This is a genomic window from Ruegeria sp. CK3, from assembly GCF_056536565.1.
In genome coordinates, this window is record NZ_JBQFPV010000022.1 from 1 (window position 1) to 14,764 (window position 14,764).

Here is a 14,764-nt window from a genome sequence, read left to right on the forward strand (position 1 = left end):
GATCGCAGGATAGGTGTATCCAGTAAGTCGCTGACTTTGGCCTTTCCAAATGTTTGCGACACATCCCTTAGATCTTCTGTTGCTTTCCGTTGTATCAAGGCTTGTATCGTGTGTACTCGAAGTCCATATACACAGGGCTTACGTTTTTCTTTTTCGACCTGCTGTCTCCCAAACTCGGCGTTCAGTCTTTCGATTCAGACCGACCACGCCGAGTCGCCGCAATAATGCGGGCGGCAAGTATTAGGAGACTTCCACCATGGCAAATGGCACAGTAAAATGGTTCAACTCAACCAAAGGTTTTGGCTTTATCGAGCCTGAAGATGGCAAGCGCGACGTGTTCGTGCATATCTCAGCAGTTGAACGTTCCGGCCTTAGCGAATTGAAAGACGGCCAAAAGGTTACTTTTGACGTCGAGGCTGGCCGTGACGGACGCGAAAGCGCCGCCAATCTGGCACTCGCCTGACCTTTTGCGGGCACCCCATAAGGGTGCCCGTTTGAACAATGGGCGACAATAGGCCGTCGGAGACCAAGTAAGTTGCAACCTAAAGACTGGACGCGGGTGCTCGCGCAATACCGTGTGCCCGATGCGAAGCGCAGTGTTTTTGAACTTGCGATCACTGTTTTCCCCTTATTCGCGCTATGGGCCCTAGCGTGGTTTGCGTTGTCATTTAGCGTCTGGATCGCAATATTGCTGGCCATCCTGAATGCCGCATTTCTGGTCCGTATCTTCATCATCATGCATGATTGTGGTCATGGATCTTTCTTTAGAAGCCGCAGCGCATGCAATTGGACTGGCCGGGTTCTGGGTGCTCTTACCGTTACACCTTATGACGTTTGGCGGCAAAGCCATGCGATTCACCATGCCTCAACCGGTAACCTTGATCGGCGTGGTATGGGTGACATCCCTACATTGACCATTGAGGAATACCTGAAACGGAATTGGTTCGGGCGTGCCGCGTATCGTCTGACCCGGAACCCCGTCTTCCTGTTCGGTGTTGCGCCGATCTATACGTTCTTTATTCAATACCGCTTACCTGTTGGCTTCATGCGGTCGGGCTGGCTGTATTGGGCAAGTGCGATGGGAACAAACGCCGCAATTGCAGGGTTCTTGGCTCTGATTTTATGGGCCGGAGGCTTTGAGGTGGTGGCGTGTGTTTTCCTGCCAACCGTGATTGTCGCATCATCGATTGGTATTTGGCTATTCTACATTCAACACCAGTTCGAACACACGACCTGGGACCGGGAAGAGGGCTGGAACCTTCAGAACGCCGCGTTCTATGGTAGTTCTCACTATGCCTTGCCTGGCATCTTGCGGTGGTTCTCTGGCAACATTGGTGTGCACCATGTTCACCACCTCGCCAGCCGCATACCGTTCTATCGGCTAAACGAAGTTTTGCGTGACCATTCTGAGTTGGAAAACTGCCAGCGTATTACTCTATATGAGAGCTTTCATTGTGCACGATTGCATCTTTGGGATGAAAGAAGTCAACGTCTGCTGACATTTTCCGAGGCTTTGTCGAACGCCAATTCCAATAGGCATTTAGTGTAGTCTGGCGCGTACCAGATAGGCTTCGACCGTATCACCGCCCAGGGCGCGAATGGCCTCTAGTCGGTGAAGGCCTTCAATCAGCACGAACCTCTTGTTGTCCGAGCGTATCTGTATCGGGGTCTTCTGGCCGTTCTTCAGGATATCTTCGGCCAACGTCAGAACTTTTTGTTGATCAAGCGTTTTCGCCCGTTTCACAGGTACATAGATCAGGTCGAGCGGATATGGTCTTTTCTCCAACATAAGCTACGTGAGCAACCTTTCGTGCATTTGTTCCGGTTCAAAGTTCGCTACAAGAGCTGGGTCTGGAATGTACGTCATAGAACCGAACGAACAGCGTCGCGCAGTTCCTGATGCATAATCCAGATTGCTGGCTCATCTTCACTTTCGATGTGAGAAAATGCCAAAACCTGCGCGGCGCCATCATTCTGTGCCGATCCAGCTTCGGGAAGTTCGAGTTCCAGATATTCTGCGATCAATAGTCCGACTTTCTTGAAAACTTTGATGGACGCCTCGCGCGATTTGTAACCGGCTGCCTGAGACAAGTGACCAATGGTCAGACCTTCCTTGCCTGCGATTGTAAGTGCTTTGAGTATTGTAACCTGCGCAGGGGTGAGCCTGATCTGGCGCAATGCCTCGACGTATTCTCTTTTACTGGGAACAAGGGTGCCGGAGTTTCCCTCAAATCGGCGTTGACCGCTACGCGTCCTGTCTCGTTCTTCGAGAATTTCTTTCAAGGCTTCAATGGCCAATGCCGGTGTTTCACCAACTGCATCAGCAATCATTGCCTGCGTTTTAGCTGGTGGCTTGGGGAAGGCGCGCGCAACGCTGTTACCGCTCAGAATACCAGCCTTAATCAAGTACTTCCCGAACTCTTCTTCAATCACACCAGATACGTCAGCGTTCTGCGTTTTACGAACACTGCGGTCCTGAAATGCTCTTTGGTCCAGACCGCGAGCTGACGTCTTTGAAGCCGGAAGGGTTACTTGAGGGGCATTTTTACGCATCAGAGAAACACCACTACAACTATCGCCACAACAAAAACCGCTAACGCGATAAACATCTTAACTATGTAGGACCTGCGATGAGCCTTTTCGGCTTTGAGCATTTTGCCCAAGTTTTCGTCTATCGAGTTGTGGTTCACGGCTTGGTCCTTCCGGATATGTCGGGCGAGATTGATTTCCATTAACCTATTGTCGCGGCACATTTTCGGTGCACGTATCGTTCTGTCGTGTGAACGGCCGATTGCATTCCCAACCATCACCTCTTCGATTCAAATGAGCGTTTGAAGGCACAAGGATCGCAACGCACCTGTCCCGGTTTGCGCGAAAACCACGTTCACATTTCCATCCGGAATAGGTTTCAGGTGCAAGGTACGCATGCTGCGGAACTGCCACAGGCTCACAGCCGCTATCCGCTGCCCTATAACCTCTGAGACATACCCATCCTTCTGAGCTTCTTTTGTCGCTCAGACGACCGTTGCTTGGGACACTAATCGCAACACAATCCTGATCTTCCTTGCGAAACCCCCAGTCACAGTGTATCTCCTGCGCGCCAAACCGGGTTTCGACGTACCCGTTTTGAGGCGCAATCAATTCTTCGCATTTTTCTCCGACACGCTGGAACAGCCGATTGCACTCCCATCGATCTCCGGTCGATGCAAGATATCCGTTATTGGGAACTGCTATTTCCTCACAAAGATCTCCAACACGCTGGAATCCATGGTTGCATTCCCAAACTGGACCAAAGGCACTGCCGGTCAAATATGCGTTTTCTGGTACGTCCGTTCTTTGACAGGATCCGTTCTTGTTATCGAAACTTTCGTCACAAACAGATCCGTCGGCATTGCCTGCGACTTGGGCAGGAAGCTGCATTCCTGAGAGCAACACCAAGAGTGTCGGGATCAGGCAAAGAACGCGGCGCAAAAACACGATGAATGACTGAATGAAGCGGAGCCTGAGACCTGATCTATCGGGCATCAAGCACGCAATTTATGAGCCATGTGCTGTTCATACGGCGCCTTCTTTAATTGGTCACCCGATGACTGGGGCTTGTCAGGTGACAGTTGCGAATGCTTGCGAGGAACGAGCTCATAGCGAAGACCCCAGCGAAACCCGTTCCTATGCTAGGGCACATGCTACAGTTATTCTGAAGGCCATTGGATCATCGAAGCCGGCAGCATCGCGGCGACGAGTAACTTTCACCAATGCACTTTTGTGGTCCTTAGCCAGAATAGAGTCAAGGAAGTTTCCCTTGTCGCAATGCAAGTACCGCCAGGGCAGGTAGTTTTTGAAACTGCCGGTGACCAAGATCCTTGGTGAACTACCGAAAGAAATTGTCTGGCCTGAGTGCGGCGAAAGAGGAGTATGTGATCAAGGCTTCCCCGTGACTATGAATGACTGGCCTGATAACATTGGCTGCAACGCAGCGATTTTCGCGCCGCTTCTGCACAAGTACTCGCGGCGCGATCAAATGACCGCTCGGTCCCGCACCCTGTAAATTGCGCCCGTGCCGAGAAATCTGTGCTGCGAGCGCACGCAACAAGATTTTGACACTTCCGCTCAGGGCTCGCTACGTCCCACCCCTGCGTAAAAGAACTAGAACTGCTATGGATTGGCGACCGACAGCGCCGCTCGCCAAACTGTTTCAGATATCTATACGCTCTGCAATTCTTAGCGCGTCTTCCAATTCAACGCCCAAGTATCGCACGGTGCTATCGACTTTTGTGTGCCCAAGCAGAAGTTGGACCGCGCGGAGATTTCCTGTCTTGTGGTAGATCTCAGCTACTTTGGTTCGGCGAAGCGAATGCGTGCCATATCCGCTCGGTTCCAATCCGATTGCGGTCACCCAGTCTCGAACCAGCCTGCCAAACTGGCCCGTCGAGATGTGTGGTCGATCATGGAATCGGCTTGGAAACATGAACCGGCTAGCAAACATTTCCAGCGATTTTACCCATACCAATACAGTTTCTCGCGTGTTTTCCGTCAGTTCGAATTGAACAGATCGCTTGGTTTTGCTCTGGATCACCGAAACACGTTCACGGACGCGATCGTCTTTGACAAGTTCGGTCACAGCGAGTTTGACCAGATCGCAACCGCGCAGCTTGATATCGATCGCGACGTTGAACATTGAGAGGACACGCAGATTTCCATCAAGTTCGAGCCGTGCACGGATCGCCCAGACCTGTTTTGGGAGTAGCGGTCGTTTCTGACCGATGATCCGCCCCGTGTTCCAAGCTCTGGGTTTTGGGGTGACTGCAGGTAGCTGGACTCTTTGCATATTTTGCACTCCGATCCACCCTCCGCACCCAAGCAACAGCACCGCGCTGACCACCGTATAGTACAAGCGGCGTGAATGCCTGCTGGCCGATTTTGAATACTGGCATGGTTTAAGTGTGTGCATTAGGCGGCTTGAGCCCATATCACTACGCATAAGAACGGTTCGAGTCCAAACCGCGCGTACGCTTCGTCTTCAGCACCGATTACCGATCGGGTTCCACGTTAAAAGGCCCGGGTCAGCACCAATAAGATAAAATGAGATATGATCAGAAAAGCTGGTAAGACCGGCGCCAGGTTATCAGCGACGCCGAGCTAACCCAGGGCTTACTGATACGCCATTTCGCCACGCGCTCAACCCCTTGCAGCGTCGACAAATCCGCTCTCCGAACCCTTCGCTCCAGAATGGCGTTCTGCAACGAAGACACGGGCGTTCTTGCGGCACGTCATTGTGGGCGCGAGCCATGATCGTATCTGCGTCGTTGTCGAAGTCTTCCATCAGTTCTTAACCTCGATTTCTGTTTTGGTTTATACAGCGACTGGAAAAGAAAGTTCCGAGCCCTAAGCCTTGAGATTGAAGGAGCTGCCTGGTTCAGACTGTCCGATGGGACGGCCTGTAATCCGAGGGGTTTTAATAGGACGAACTGGCATTCCTTCGTTCTCAGCAGCTTGGACAGCGAAAGCATACCGAGAACCGCTTGCGCATCCTCGTGGTATGGCTCGTTGATCTGATGATCCGTCGTCTGCCTCAGAAATGAGCGACTCCGAGTAGAGGTGCCGAAGTTGAGTCTCAGACACACCATCCGCTTCCATAATCAATTGCACCATGGGATCGGCCAAAAGTTGGTCGAGCAAGAACTGCGACAACTGCTTTGAAGACAATTTATCCTTTGCGCGGGCTCTCTCCAAATCAGTAAGAGAAACGGTCAAGGTTCGCGCCAGACCGGGGTGAGATTTCCGTGGAAGCAGAAAGATTAGCACTGATGCTTTCCAGGCTTCTGGATCCAAATAATCTGGTGGTGCGGAAAGCTCAGTTTCTATGTCGTATTCGCCCGCCGGGAGTAATTCGTCAAAGCCAGGGAAAGTAAACGGCCTGGAAAAGACTGCGATTGTCTTGCTGATTAGTTGGTTCATTTGGGTAGTTCTCCTTTGCTGATACCGCTCGCTCGGAGATGTAAACAAGAACAAGCCACCCGCTCCCGGCAGGGTATTATCAGTTTTGAGGTTTAGGCTTTGATTTTTCGGGGACGGCGTCCTGCCCTTTCGACGTCACTTCTTTTTTTGACGCGTCCGCATCGTTTTCCTTCAGTGCGGCAGCCGCTCTGGTCGTCAGGTCTTTGAAAGACATCATTTTGATCCTTTGATTGTCCGCAACACCCACGAGCCCAGATAGGGTGTGAAAAGTGAATGCGGCTACATCCAATATAGGGATTGGGTGCCTCATTTACTACGTAAAGCCGTAGAATAAGACGGGTGGCTGAAGCAGAACCGAGGCGGCGGCAACCCTGGCGCGCTACTTTCGCTTCGAATATGGGCGATCAGTGTTCGCTGGGGTGCAGTCAACCAATGCGCCATCACCATGGAAGACTTTTGCTACATCAGGTGCAGCCATGCCGCGCGAGAGCGCGCTATAGTTCAATTTCAGCTTTACCTCGCCACCAGGGCGAAGCAGACAATTGGTGCTTTCAACAACGATATGATCACTGGTGGCTCCGACGAACGTGACGCCAGCAGGGAATATTAGACCCGCTGCATCGGTGTCCTGGAGTCCAATGCCAAGGATCGACCGAGTTTTCGAAGGACTGTCTAAAGTCACACACTGCATAGAAGGTATAGGATAATTCAATTGCAAGGAATTTGGATTTGATTTGGTCTTCGTTTCGATCACTTCCGCCCAAAGCGTGAAAACATCTGTGTAAAGCCCGTCGATCGCGTACCCCGAAACGGGATCGGTACCCAGCAGGATGGCCTCACCCAGACGCAGGTTGTTGATTTTTCCGGTCGCCCCCTTGCCAAGCGCCCATGGCAAACTGGCAGAACCGCCGCCTGACACTGTTTCCAGAGCGGGTCCACTTGCAAGTTCGGTGTCGGCGGCAAGCGACGAAAGCAATTCCATTGCTCCTGCAGAGGGTGCCACATGACCCAGACAGGCAAAATTTGCGCCAATCCCCTTCAGAGAAATCCCTTCCATTCTAAGAATTTGAGACACAGTGCCCTCAAGGTGTTCAGGCAAGATGCCCTCCCGCATATCCCCCATTTCCACCATCAGGATAATATTGTGAGTAATGTTCTTCCCCAGCGCCTCGATGGCCAGGCTGGCGATAATGTCCATCTCAGTGTTGAAGCTGACATCGCAGTTATCAAGGACTTGCGCGACCTGGCTCAGCATGGGCGTTCGGATCAAGGATATGGAGCACGAGATTCCAGCATCGCGCATACGCATGATATTGCTGATCCGCGCGTCCGCCAGCCCTGTCGCGCCACCTTCAAGCATAGCATTCGCAATCTCAGGATGACCGCAAACGGCTTTTGTCACACCTGTCACCGTAATTCCGCGGGGTCTAAGGTGGTCGACCAGGAACCGTGTGTTGTACCGAATTTTATCCAGATCAACGTCGATACGCAGCTTGCTCATTCAATCGTCGTAGCACGTACGGGTTGCAAGCGCGGAAAGGCAGATAGAACCATATTCACCAAGTTTTTTGGAGGACGGTTCAATGCGTCAGTGACCGGGAGATACAATTTGCAGTTGTAGTCTGTGATGGCCTTTGAAATCTCAACATCATTCATTCCTTCATGGTTGATCGTCATGCCAATTACCTCTGTGTTCGCAAAAGCCTCGATCAGGGTGATTTCATCGCAAGGGTCGGGCATAGTCATGTTGGGGAAATCACATCGACGTTTTCGTTTAGGCGCGTGTTGAAGAATAACTGCATGTGGCTGACTGCCTCGCAGAATGAAGGCTGATGTGCAAAAAGCCGGATGGCTTAGCGCGCCCTGGCCCTCGATCACTATTACATCCGGGTGTTCATCTTCAGATGCTGCAACAACAGCGCGCTCAAGCTCGCCACAGCAAAATTGCGGCGGCACCGAATCCATCGCGACACCATACTTGGCGCCCTGCATCAATCCTGTCTGGCCGGTACCGACCAAAACTGTTTTGATCCCATGCGCGTTAAGGGCACATGTCAGGATTGTCGCGGTTGTACGCTTTCCAATTGCACAATCGGTGCCGAACACCGCGATGCGGATCGCCTGGACGTCTCCAATACTGCCATCTAACAGGCGCAGGTCGGGATTGGGCCGCGGCTTGCGAATGTCGCGTATCGTGACATCGTGAATTTTGGCAAATCCGGCGAGCTCTTTATCATCACTAAGAAATTCATGCAGTCCACTCACGATGTTCATTCCGAGCGTTATCGCATCCACGACAACTTCGCGATCCTCAAGGGACATTCTGCCGCTGGCCGGCGCCATTCCGTAAATAAACGTGTCGGGGATCGTAGCTTCATTAGCGACGGCGGCATCAAGATCATCGAAGATGGGAACCTGATTTGCGACATTATCAAGCACTTTGCCACTGTCACGACCGCCATACGTGCTGTCGATCACCGAAAGAACGCGATAGGCCTGTGAATGTCGAACGAGACCATTAGCCGTCTTGCCATCGATCTTTGCGAAGTTTCCTTCGCAAAACACAATTGCAGTCGGTGTATCTGTCACAAGTGTCTTGCGGTGAAGCTCTGGAAAAACTGCTTGTTCAGGCGGCAGCTTTTGCGCATCGCTGGCAATGAACTGCTTGGCATCCGACGCAATGGGTGCGGGTTTCATATTTGTTCCTTTTTGGAGTGTGAAACGCGCGTCCTTGGTAAGGACGGGCAAAAATTGTGAAGTTTGGGAAAGTGGGCTTTCTGTCTGAATTCTCACTGGTTCAGAACACACAGCCCTTCTGATCGATGATAGTTTTTGTGGCATTGCCACCCATTGCCGGATCGGTCGATATGGGCATTTGCCGGTAGCTCGATTGCATTGCAGCGATCACCGGACGCCTCGTAGCCACGTTCGCATTTCCATCCAACTCCATGGATCGCGTCATCGTAGAAAGCATTTTCAGGCACAAAGACGGCATCGCACCTTCCGTCGCGCTCAAAATACCCACGCTCGCACGTCCAGGGACGCCCGCTGGTTGATGCGTTCAGAAAAGCGTTTTCCGGCACCGCTACTGCCACGCATGCTTCTCCGTCTATTTCGTAGCCACGGTTGCAACGCCATGCAGATCCATAAGTGCTATTCGTCAGGTAAGCATTATCCGGCACCACGATTTTCTGGCAGCTATCGTCTACTCTTGTGTATCCACGCAGGCACCGCCACCTCTCACCTGATGGATCGAGATATCCACCCTCAGGCACAATCACTTCAGTGCATGTGGTGCCGCCAACTGCAACAAAGCCGTGCATACATGCCCACCCTGAGCCGTAGGTTCTGTTTGTGGGGTAGGCATTTCCCGGCACGACAATGGCCACGCATTCTTCGCCTTCCAACCGATAGGACAAATCGCATTCCCAACCGTCGCCATACTTTTTGGGATGCGCGTTATCCGGGATCGAATTTGTTTCGGCCGATGCGGGACTTGATGAGATAAAGGAGCCCACCAAGCAGCTGAAAACGGCAACAAACAACGCAGTCATGAAGTGAGAGCAAAACCAGTGCTGATTTTTTCTATTTGTCCTGGTGCAAACGGCGTCGTCCGAAAGTTGAGTTGTTGAGTTACGATTCATCCAGGTTCAGCCCCTCAATACAGGCCTGCGCCAGATCTTTGTTTGGAGTTTGGGATCCTGGTACCGTTGCCCAGCCAGCGGCCATGACGGCATCCTTCTGCTTGAAAGACGAAGCTTCTTTGATTGTCGTCAGTTTTTCGGCGCGTTGGGCGTCAGTTCTCGCCATGTCGACGCAGACCGGAACCAACGCAGCGATTACATTGTCGCGGGACATGGCGTTGGCCATCTTGTCCGCGCTACCGCCGGTCATCCATCCACCCCAAGAAAATCCAACGACGCTTACGAAAACCCCTCCGATCAGGGCACCGTAGATTCCGGGTTTAAGCCATTCGGGCGTGTTCATAATCTATTCCTCCTGCGGGGAAAGCGCCGCATCGCTGTCATTGTTAGATGTAGCCAAGGTCTGGTCGTGCTTGAGCGCCAGTTCAAAATCTTCTGGGTCAATTGGGCGCATTTCTGTGCGGCCTGGCTTGCTGCCCTTGCCCTGAACGGTCAGGTAGGTTCCGGTTCTTCGATATGCTTCGAAACTCAGGCCCTGGAGTAGTTCTTCTTCAACAACTACTTCATACTCGCCTGCAGGAAGTTCATCCGGGTAGCCGGACAAAGAGAACGGATTTGAAAACGTCACCAAAGAACTGGACGATCTCGTGCTCACCTTGGTCCTCCATATAGTTTGTTGGATCTTCCCCGCGCAGTCTGCCGCGGTACACGCTCGTAAGCACCGCGGTAGTACTGGCGTTGTAATTTAGAATAATGTGCAAATGGCAGACGCGCGCTGATCGATGTTAGTCTGCGGCCAATGACCTGAGATTTTATTGGAATCTCAAATGCATTTGGTGCCCGAGGATCAGGTACTGCCAAAAATTGACTAACCTGCGTCAGTGCAACGATGTTTGGATTCCGGCAACGTGATGTGTGTTGGCGGGATATTTGCTGGCGTGTTCTTAACGAGTATTTGAGAAGCGCAGGAAATCCAGTACCGCAATCGGACTGTATTTATCTTGCGCTTCTTTTTCAGTGAAATCCCAAATCTGCCGAAGCGAATGGCGTCTCTAACCAGGCAACTATCGTCAAAATCCCGGCATCGCCGAAGGGGTGAACCTATTGTTTCAACAGTGGCCCGACCTGATCCAGATAAGTGGGGTCAAAACCGGCCAACGTCACCAGTCCGTCATAATCATCAAATGCCACTTGCCCGGATTGAAAAGTAACCAGCCCCTTCTCCCGCAGTTGCCGTAGGACACGATTAACATGTACAGCACTCAGTCCCAGCGCATCGGCAAGATGGTATTGTGTCAGTGGGCAGGTATATCCCATCTTGGTTGCCATCCCGACCTGAGTCAGCCTCACACCAAGTTCCAAAAGAAAATGCGCCATGCGCTCACTCGCATCTCGCCGTCCTATGTTGACCAGGTGCTCAACCACCATCGCTTCATCTCTAGAGACCGCCCAAAGGATTGCTGTCGCCAGCCGGGGCGTTTGCGCAAATGCTTCCAGGAGATCATCCACTACTACCTCAATGGCTTGGATTTCCATGATTGGTTCTATGCTGTGATCCGAGGTGTGCAGCAGAACGCTCCGCAAGCCCAGAAAGTCACCCGGTACTTGGAAGTCGACGATCTGACGCGAACCGTCTGTCTGGGTTTTGTAGGAACAAACCCAGCCCGAGGACAGAACGTAGGCAGCCTGCTCTGATTGCCCTTGATGCACAAGGTCACGTCCCGCTTCAAAGGTCCTGCGACGCTTGTGCAGGCGCGCTAATACCGCAAGTTCAACCTCAGTCAGAGAGACGAAGTTTGAGAGCTTTCGGGTGAGGGGGCTGTTATTGATAGTGGGCAAATATTCTTCCTTCATCAATGAGCCGTCCGCAAAACTATACCACGCAAAGACTGCTTTCGATCAGTTAAGTATACTGCAATCCATGCCAGAATGGTGCAATTCATCGTGGCGCTTCCTTGCTTGGACGCCTGTCAAAAAAGGACGTCTACCATGGCCGACCGGCAAGACTACTCAGGAATAGCCGCACTCTCAATCTGTGAAGCGCTTTTGCTTGCAATTAAAGATCGTGAGCTCCTCCCCGAACATGAGATTGTGGGAGTTCTGCGTGACGCAGCCGCTGCCCACGAAGCAGCGGTTGGCAACAAGGAAGAAAAGGATATGCACCAGGCCGCCGCTGTTCTGATAGACCAGATCATTGCTTCCGGCTATCGCGTTCGGCAGTAACGTTATGTCCCGCATCGGAAAACTAGATTACGCTCGCCAAAAAAAGCTTAACAGCAAATAGACACACTTTTGGCACCTCGTTCCTGATCAGTTCAAACACGAAGCAAGAACCAAAGTTTTAAGGTTTGCTATATCCCGCGTCTTGCTTGTCCGACCGTGCTGCGGCGAAGGTACGGTTTCCGTTAACGCAAATACAACGCCTGCGAATGACCTGATTGGTGACACTCGCCGCGCCGCAACAATAAGTATGCGCGACCGCGAGCAAATGCTGCTTCAGCGAAGGCTCCAGAACGAATGACGGCAAAGTCGCGCAGACTGAGAGTTCAAACTGCCCCAAAATTATCGCACGCAGCGAATGGCAACAAATCGGGCTGCAGCCGCAGCATTATGATGAGGTGCTGGATGTCGGCACTGGGTCGTCATTGCCCGCGAGAAAAAGGTCCTGCTGTCCGATGCTGCACAGTGTTCAAACCGGAGCAACGGTGCATTACGGCCATTGAACTTTGTTTGCTCGGAAAGGAGGTTGGAGTTCGTGTGAATTTCGCAGGTGCAAGCCGGCCTAACAAATTCACTGCACCGTTCAACGCATCTCGATATAGTGTAATAGGCGTGAAGTCGCAGGGGTTCGTATCTATGGATAGCTACCCCGAAAGCGCAGTCAAGAAGAGGCGTCGCCATGAGATCGCGTAGTGACATTACTGCTTTGAAAACCCTGGCTATATCGGGTGGCCATACGTTGTCCTTGGTCAGTGGCGATGTCGAAGACCAGGTTACATTTCAGCTCGAACGCTTAGTTTCGGAAGGATTGGCTACGCGAGATTCACCAAAATCCGGACAAGGTACAACGTACCGCGTCACCGCGTTGGGTAAAAAAGTATTGCAGGATTTTGAAGATGATCAAAAAGAGTGACGGAATGAAGCGGATTTTCTGCAGGATATTCGGGCACAAGTGGCGCGTTCGCTGGGCATCGAACCACCCCTTTCATTCCCTGTCTTCGCTGCGGGGTGGGCGGAGATATCCACTGCAACGAGGTTCACTAAAGGGGGATAGGATTTGCAGATCCGATCTCGCCATTGCCTCGCAAAGCAGCAAAAGAATGCGTTTGCGACTTCAGAAACTACCACTCAGCGGCCAATATGGCCGCTGAGTGAAGTTGCTTAAAAGCAATTTACTGCAATTTCAGGTTTTCGGCAGAGGACTTGCCGCGCATCCGGTCTTCGACGATATCGAAGCCGACCTTTGCGCCTTCTTTCAGGCTGTCGAGGCCAGAGCGCTGAACGGCGCTGATATGCACGAACGTGTCACCGCTGCCGTTATCCAGTTCGATGAAGCCAAAGCCCTTAGTTTCGTTGAACCATTTTACTGTTCCGGTCGTCATGAGATTATCCTTTCAATGACATGTGCGCCCGCCGGGATTGGCGGGGCAGCTTGCTGCGTTCAGACAGCAGGTTGGGTGAACTCACCAATATTGGAGAGCATCCGCATAAGACCATCCTGCGCTTGGGCGGGGCCGATCTTGTGCTGTTGGTGTCCGTTCCGCTGACGCGTTACGTGACTAACCGTTCGCGGTTTTGGCGACGGCGCAATTTTGGCAGCACAGGGCATTTGCGGCTTGGCATCGCGACCGCGTTTCACAGGCTCGTCTTGCGATCCTGTGTCGCTTGGCAGCCTGTTGCCGATCAGTTTTTCAATATCCGCAGGAGGGACATCTCTTCGCGATCACACAGCGAAATTGCGGTGCCTGTTCGGCCTGCGCGGGCGGTTCTGCCGATGCGATGCACATAGGATTCCGGCACATTCGGAAGCTCATAATTCACCACATGAGACACATCGTCGATGTCGATGCCCCGTGCCGCAATATCGGTGGCCACAAGGACGGTAGTTGCGCCTGACCGGAAACCCGCCATGGCGCGTTCGCGCTGAGGCTGGCTTTTGTTCCCGTGAATGGCAGCGGAGTTGATCCCGGCTGCAATCAAGTGTTTGCAGACGTTATCTGCACCGCGCTTGGTGCGTGTAAAAACGACCGCGCGGTGAACAGCTTTGTCCGACAGAATGTCTGCCAGGGCACGACGTTTGTCCTGCTTGGCCACAAGCCGGACGCTCTGCGCGATCCGCTCTATCGGTTTTGAAACAGCCGCCACCTGAACCTCTGCCGGATTGTACAGGAAGTCATCGGCAAGCTTTCTGGTCTGTCTTGGCATGGTTGCCGAAAGCAACGCCGTCAGGCGTGTCTCGGGCAGCTTGGCCATGATCTTGTGAATGCTGGGCAGAAAGCCCAAATCCAGCATCTGATCGGCTTCATCCACCACAATTGATTTGGTCGCGGACAGGTTAATAACACCCGTGCCAAGGTGGTCCAGCAGGCGACCGGGCGTTGCCACCACAATGTCCACACCGCCGCTGAGGGCTTTGATCTGCCCGCCGGAGCGCACGCCACCGACGACAAGCGTCGCGGAAATCTGGCTGAACTGGCTGTAAGCACGGATGTTGTCCACGATCTGCGCCGCAAGCTCGCGCGTCGGCGTCAGGATCAACGCGGTGCAGTGTTTCGGTGCTGGTTTTGATTTCTCACGCCCAATTCGATGCAACAGGGGCAATACGAATGAGGCGGTTTTCTCCGTGCCGGTCTGGGCAATGCCAATCACGTCGCGCTCAGATTGCAGCAGCGGAATGACCTTGGCCTGAGGGAGTGGAAAGAATGTGGGGATACCTGAAGATTCTGATCTAATGTCTTGTTGTTTTGCAGGAGGCATAGCGATGAAATTCAAGATCAGGTTAGAGACTGAGTTTGGTTGGGGCGAGAAGCGATCACACGAGATTTGCACCCTGGAACGCCGGTCGGTTGATGCGTCCGAGGAAGACCTTGGACTGTGTCTGGTCGAGGCGAAATCAGTACTTAATGAGATCCAGCGCGCGCTGCTGCAGGATCAGGTTGAAGAGA

General features: G+C 52.5%; 17 protein-coding genes and 1 pseudogene. 5 read left to right on the plus strand and 13 right to left on the minus strand.

What is annotated here, in order from left to right:
• Nucleotides 1-256 precede the first annotated feature (256 nt).
• Entirely contained in the window at nucleotides 257-463 is a 207-nt protein-coding gene (locus ACR0C3_RS23030) for a cold-shock protein (protein ID WP_170328727.1), read from the plus strand.
• Between the two features lie 72 nt (nucleotides 464-535).
• On the plus strand, nucleotides 536-1,549 hold the full coding sequence (locus ACR0C3_RS23035) for a fatty acid desaturase (protein WP_174839946.1): 1,014 nt from the start codon (nucleotides 536-538) through the stop codon (nucleotides 1,547-1,549).
• Here ACR0C3_RS23035 and ACR0C3_RS23040 read toward each other — a convergent pair.
• From ACR0C3_RS23040 to ACR0C3_RS23090, 11 genes are all read right to left on the minus strand, one after another.
• Nucleotides 1,541-1,789: a ParB N-terminal domain-containing protein gene (locus ACR0C3_RS23040; protein ID WP_039524390.1), complete on the minus strand. Its 249-nt coding sequence runs from the start codon at nucleotides 1,787-1,789 to the stop codon at nucleotides 1,541-1,543. The genes ACR0C3_RS23035 and ACR0C3_RS23040 overlap by 9 nt on opposite strands.
• Before the next feature lie 74 nt (nucleotides 1,790-1,863).
• Nucleotides 1,864-2,553, minus strand: coding sequence for a hypothetical protein (locus tag ACR0C3_RS23045; protein ID WP_170644446.1), 690 nt, complete (start codon nucleotides 2,551-2,553; stop codon nucleotides 1,864-1,866).
• 1,639 nt (nucleotides 2,554-4,192) lie between these two features.
• Entirely contained in the window at nucleotides 4,193-4,825 is a 633-nt protein-coding gene (locus tag ACR0C3_RS23050; protein WP_480760753.1) for a tyrosine-type recombinase/integrase, read from the minus strand.
• Between the two features lie 557 nt (nucleotides 4,826-5,382).
• Entirely contained in the window at nucleotides 5,383-5,955 is a 573-nt protein-coding gene (locus tag ACR0C3_RS23055; protein ID WP_170743321.1) for a hypothetical protein, read from the minus strand.
• Between the two features lie 79 nt (nucleotides 5,956-6,034).
• A complete protein-coding gene (locus ACR0C3_RS23060) occupies nucleotides 6,035-6,169 on the minus strand; it encodes a hypothetical protein (RefSeq protein ID WP_269149748.1) in 135 nt (44 codons plus the stop codon).
• Nucleotides 6,170-6,334: 165 nt separating this feature from the next.
• On the minus strand, nucleotides 6,335-7,456 hold the full coding sequence (locus ACR0C3_RS23065; protein WP_480760738.1) for an alanine/ornithine racemase family PLP-dependent enzyme: 1,122 nt from the start codon (nucleotides 7,454-7,456) through the stop codon (nucleotides 6,335-6,337).
• Complete coding sequence (locus tag ACR0C3_RS23070; protein ID WP_480760740.1) at nucleotides 7,453-8,652, minus strand: N-acetyltransferase DgcN family protein; 1,200 nt, start codon at nucleotides 8,650-8,652, stop codon at nucleotides 7,453-7,455. Before ACR0C3_RS23070 ends, ACR0C3_RS23065 begins: the two co-directional genes overlap by 4 nt.
• Before the next feature lie 92 nt (nucleotides 8,653-8,744).
• Nucleotides 8,745-9,509, minus strand: a complete 765-nt coding sequence (locus ACR0C3_RS23075; RefSeq protein WP_480760742.1) for a hypothetical protein — start codon at nucleotides 9,507-9,509, stop codon at nucleotides 8,745-8,747.
• A 79-nt stretch (nucleotides 9,510-9,588) separates the two neighbouring features.
• A complete protein-coding gene (locus tag ACR0C3_RS23080) occupies nucleotides 9,589-9,942 on the minus strand; it encodes a hypothetical protein (RefSeq protein WP_480760744.1) in 354 nt (117 codons plus the stop codon).
• Between the two features lie 3 nt (nucleotides 9,943-9,945).
• A complete protein-coding gene (locus tag ACR0C3_RS23085) occupies nucleotides 9,946-10,254 on the minus strand; it encodes a hypothetical protein (RefSeq protein ID WP_170336653.1) in 309 nt (102 codons plus the stop codon).
• Between the two features lie 446 nt (nucleotides 10,255-10,700).
• Nucleotides 10,701-11,453: a Crp/Fnr family transcriptional regulator gene (locus ACR0C3_RS23090; RefSeq protein WP_170545368.1), complete on the minus strand. Its 753-nt coding sequence runs from the start codon at nucleotides 11,451-11,453 to the stop codon at nucleotides 10,701-10,703.
• A gap of 135 nt (nucleotides 11,454-11,588) precedes the next feature.
• On the opposite strand from ACR0C3_RS23090, the gene ACR0C3_RS23095 reads away from it, so the two are divergent.
• The gene (locus ACR0C3_RS23095) at nucleotides 11,589-11,822 is read left to right on the plus strand and encodes a hypothetical protein (RefSeq protein WP_480760746.1); all 234 of its coding nucleotides are present in this window, start codon (nucleotides 11,589-11,591) and stop codon (nucleotides 11,820-11,822) included.
• A gap of 676 nt (nucleotides 11,823-12,498) precedes the next feature.
• The gene (locus ACR0C3_RS23100) at nucleotides 12,499-12,732 is read left to right on the plus strand and encodes a hypothetical protein (RefSeq protein WP_480760747.1); all 234 of its coding nucleotides are present in this window, start codon (nucleotides 12,499-12,501) and stop codon (nucleotides 12,730-12,732) included.
• Nucleotides 12,733-12,991: 259 nt separating this feature from the next.
• Here the strand turns inward: ACR0C3_RS23100 and ACR0C3_RS23105 are convergent, their stop codons facing one another.
• Both ACR0C3_RS23105 and ACR0C3_RS23110 read right to left on the minus strand, forming a co-directional pair.
• On the minus strand, nucleotides 12,992-13,201 hold the full coding sequence (locus ACR0C3_RS23105; RefSeq protein WP_480760749.1) for a cold-shock protein: 210 nt from the start codon (nucleotides 13,199-13,201) through the stop codon (nucleotides 12,992-12,994).
• 301 nt (nucleotides 13,202-13,502) lie between these two features.
• Entirely contained in the window at nucleotides 13,503-14,576 is a 1,074-nt protein-coding gene (locus ACR0C3_RS23110; RefSeq protein WP_480760751.1) for a DEAD/DEAH box helicase, read from the minus strand.
• Between the two features lie 4 nt (nucleotides 14,577-14,580).
• Between ACR0C3_RS23110 and ACR0C3_RS23115 the strand changes: the two are divergent.
• Nucleotides 14,581-14,764 (plus strand): annotated as a pseudogene (locus tag ACR0C3_RS23115) (ISKra4 family transposase); the annotation flags it as partial.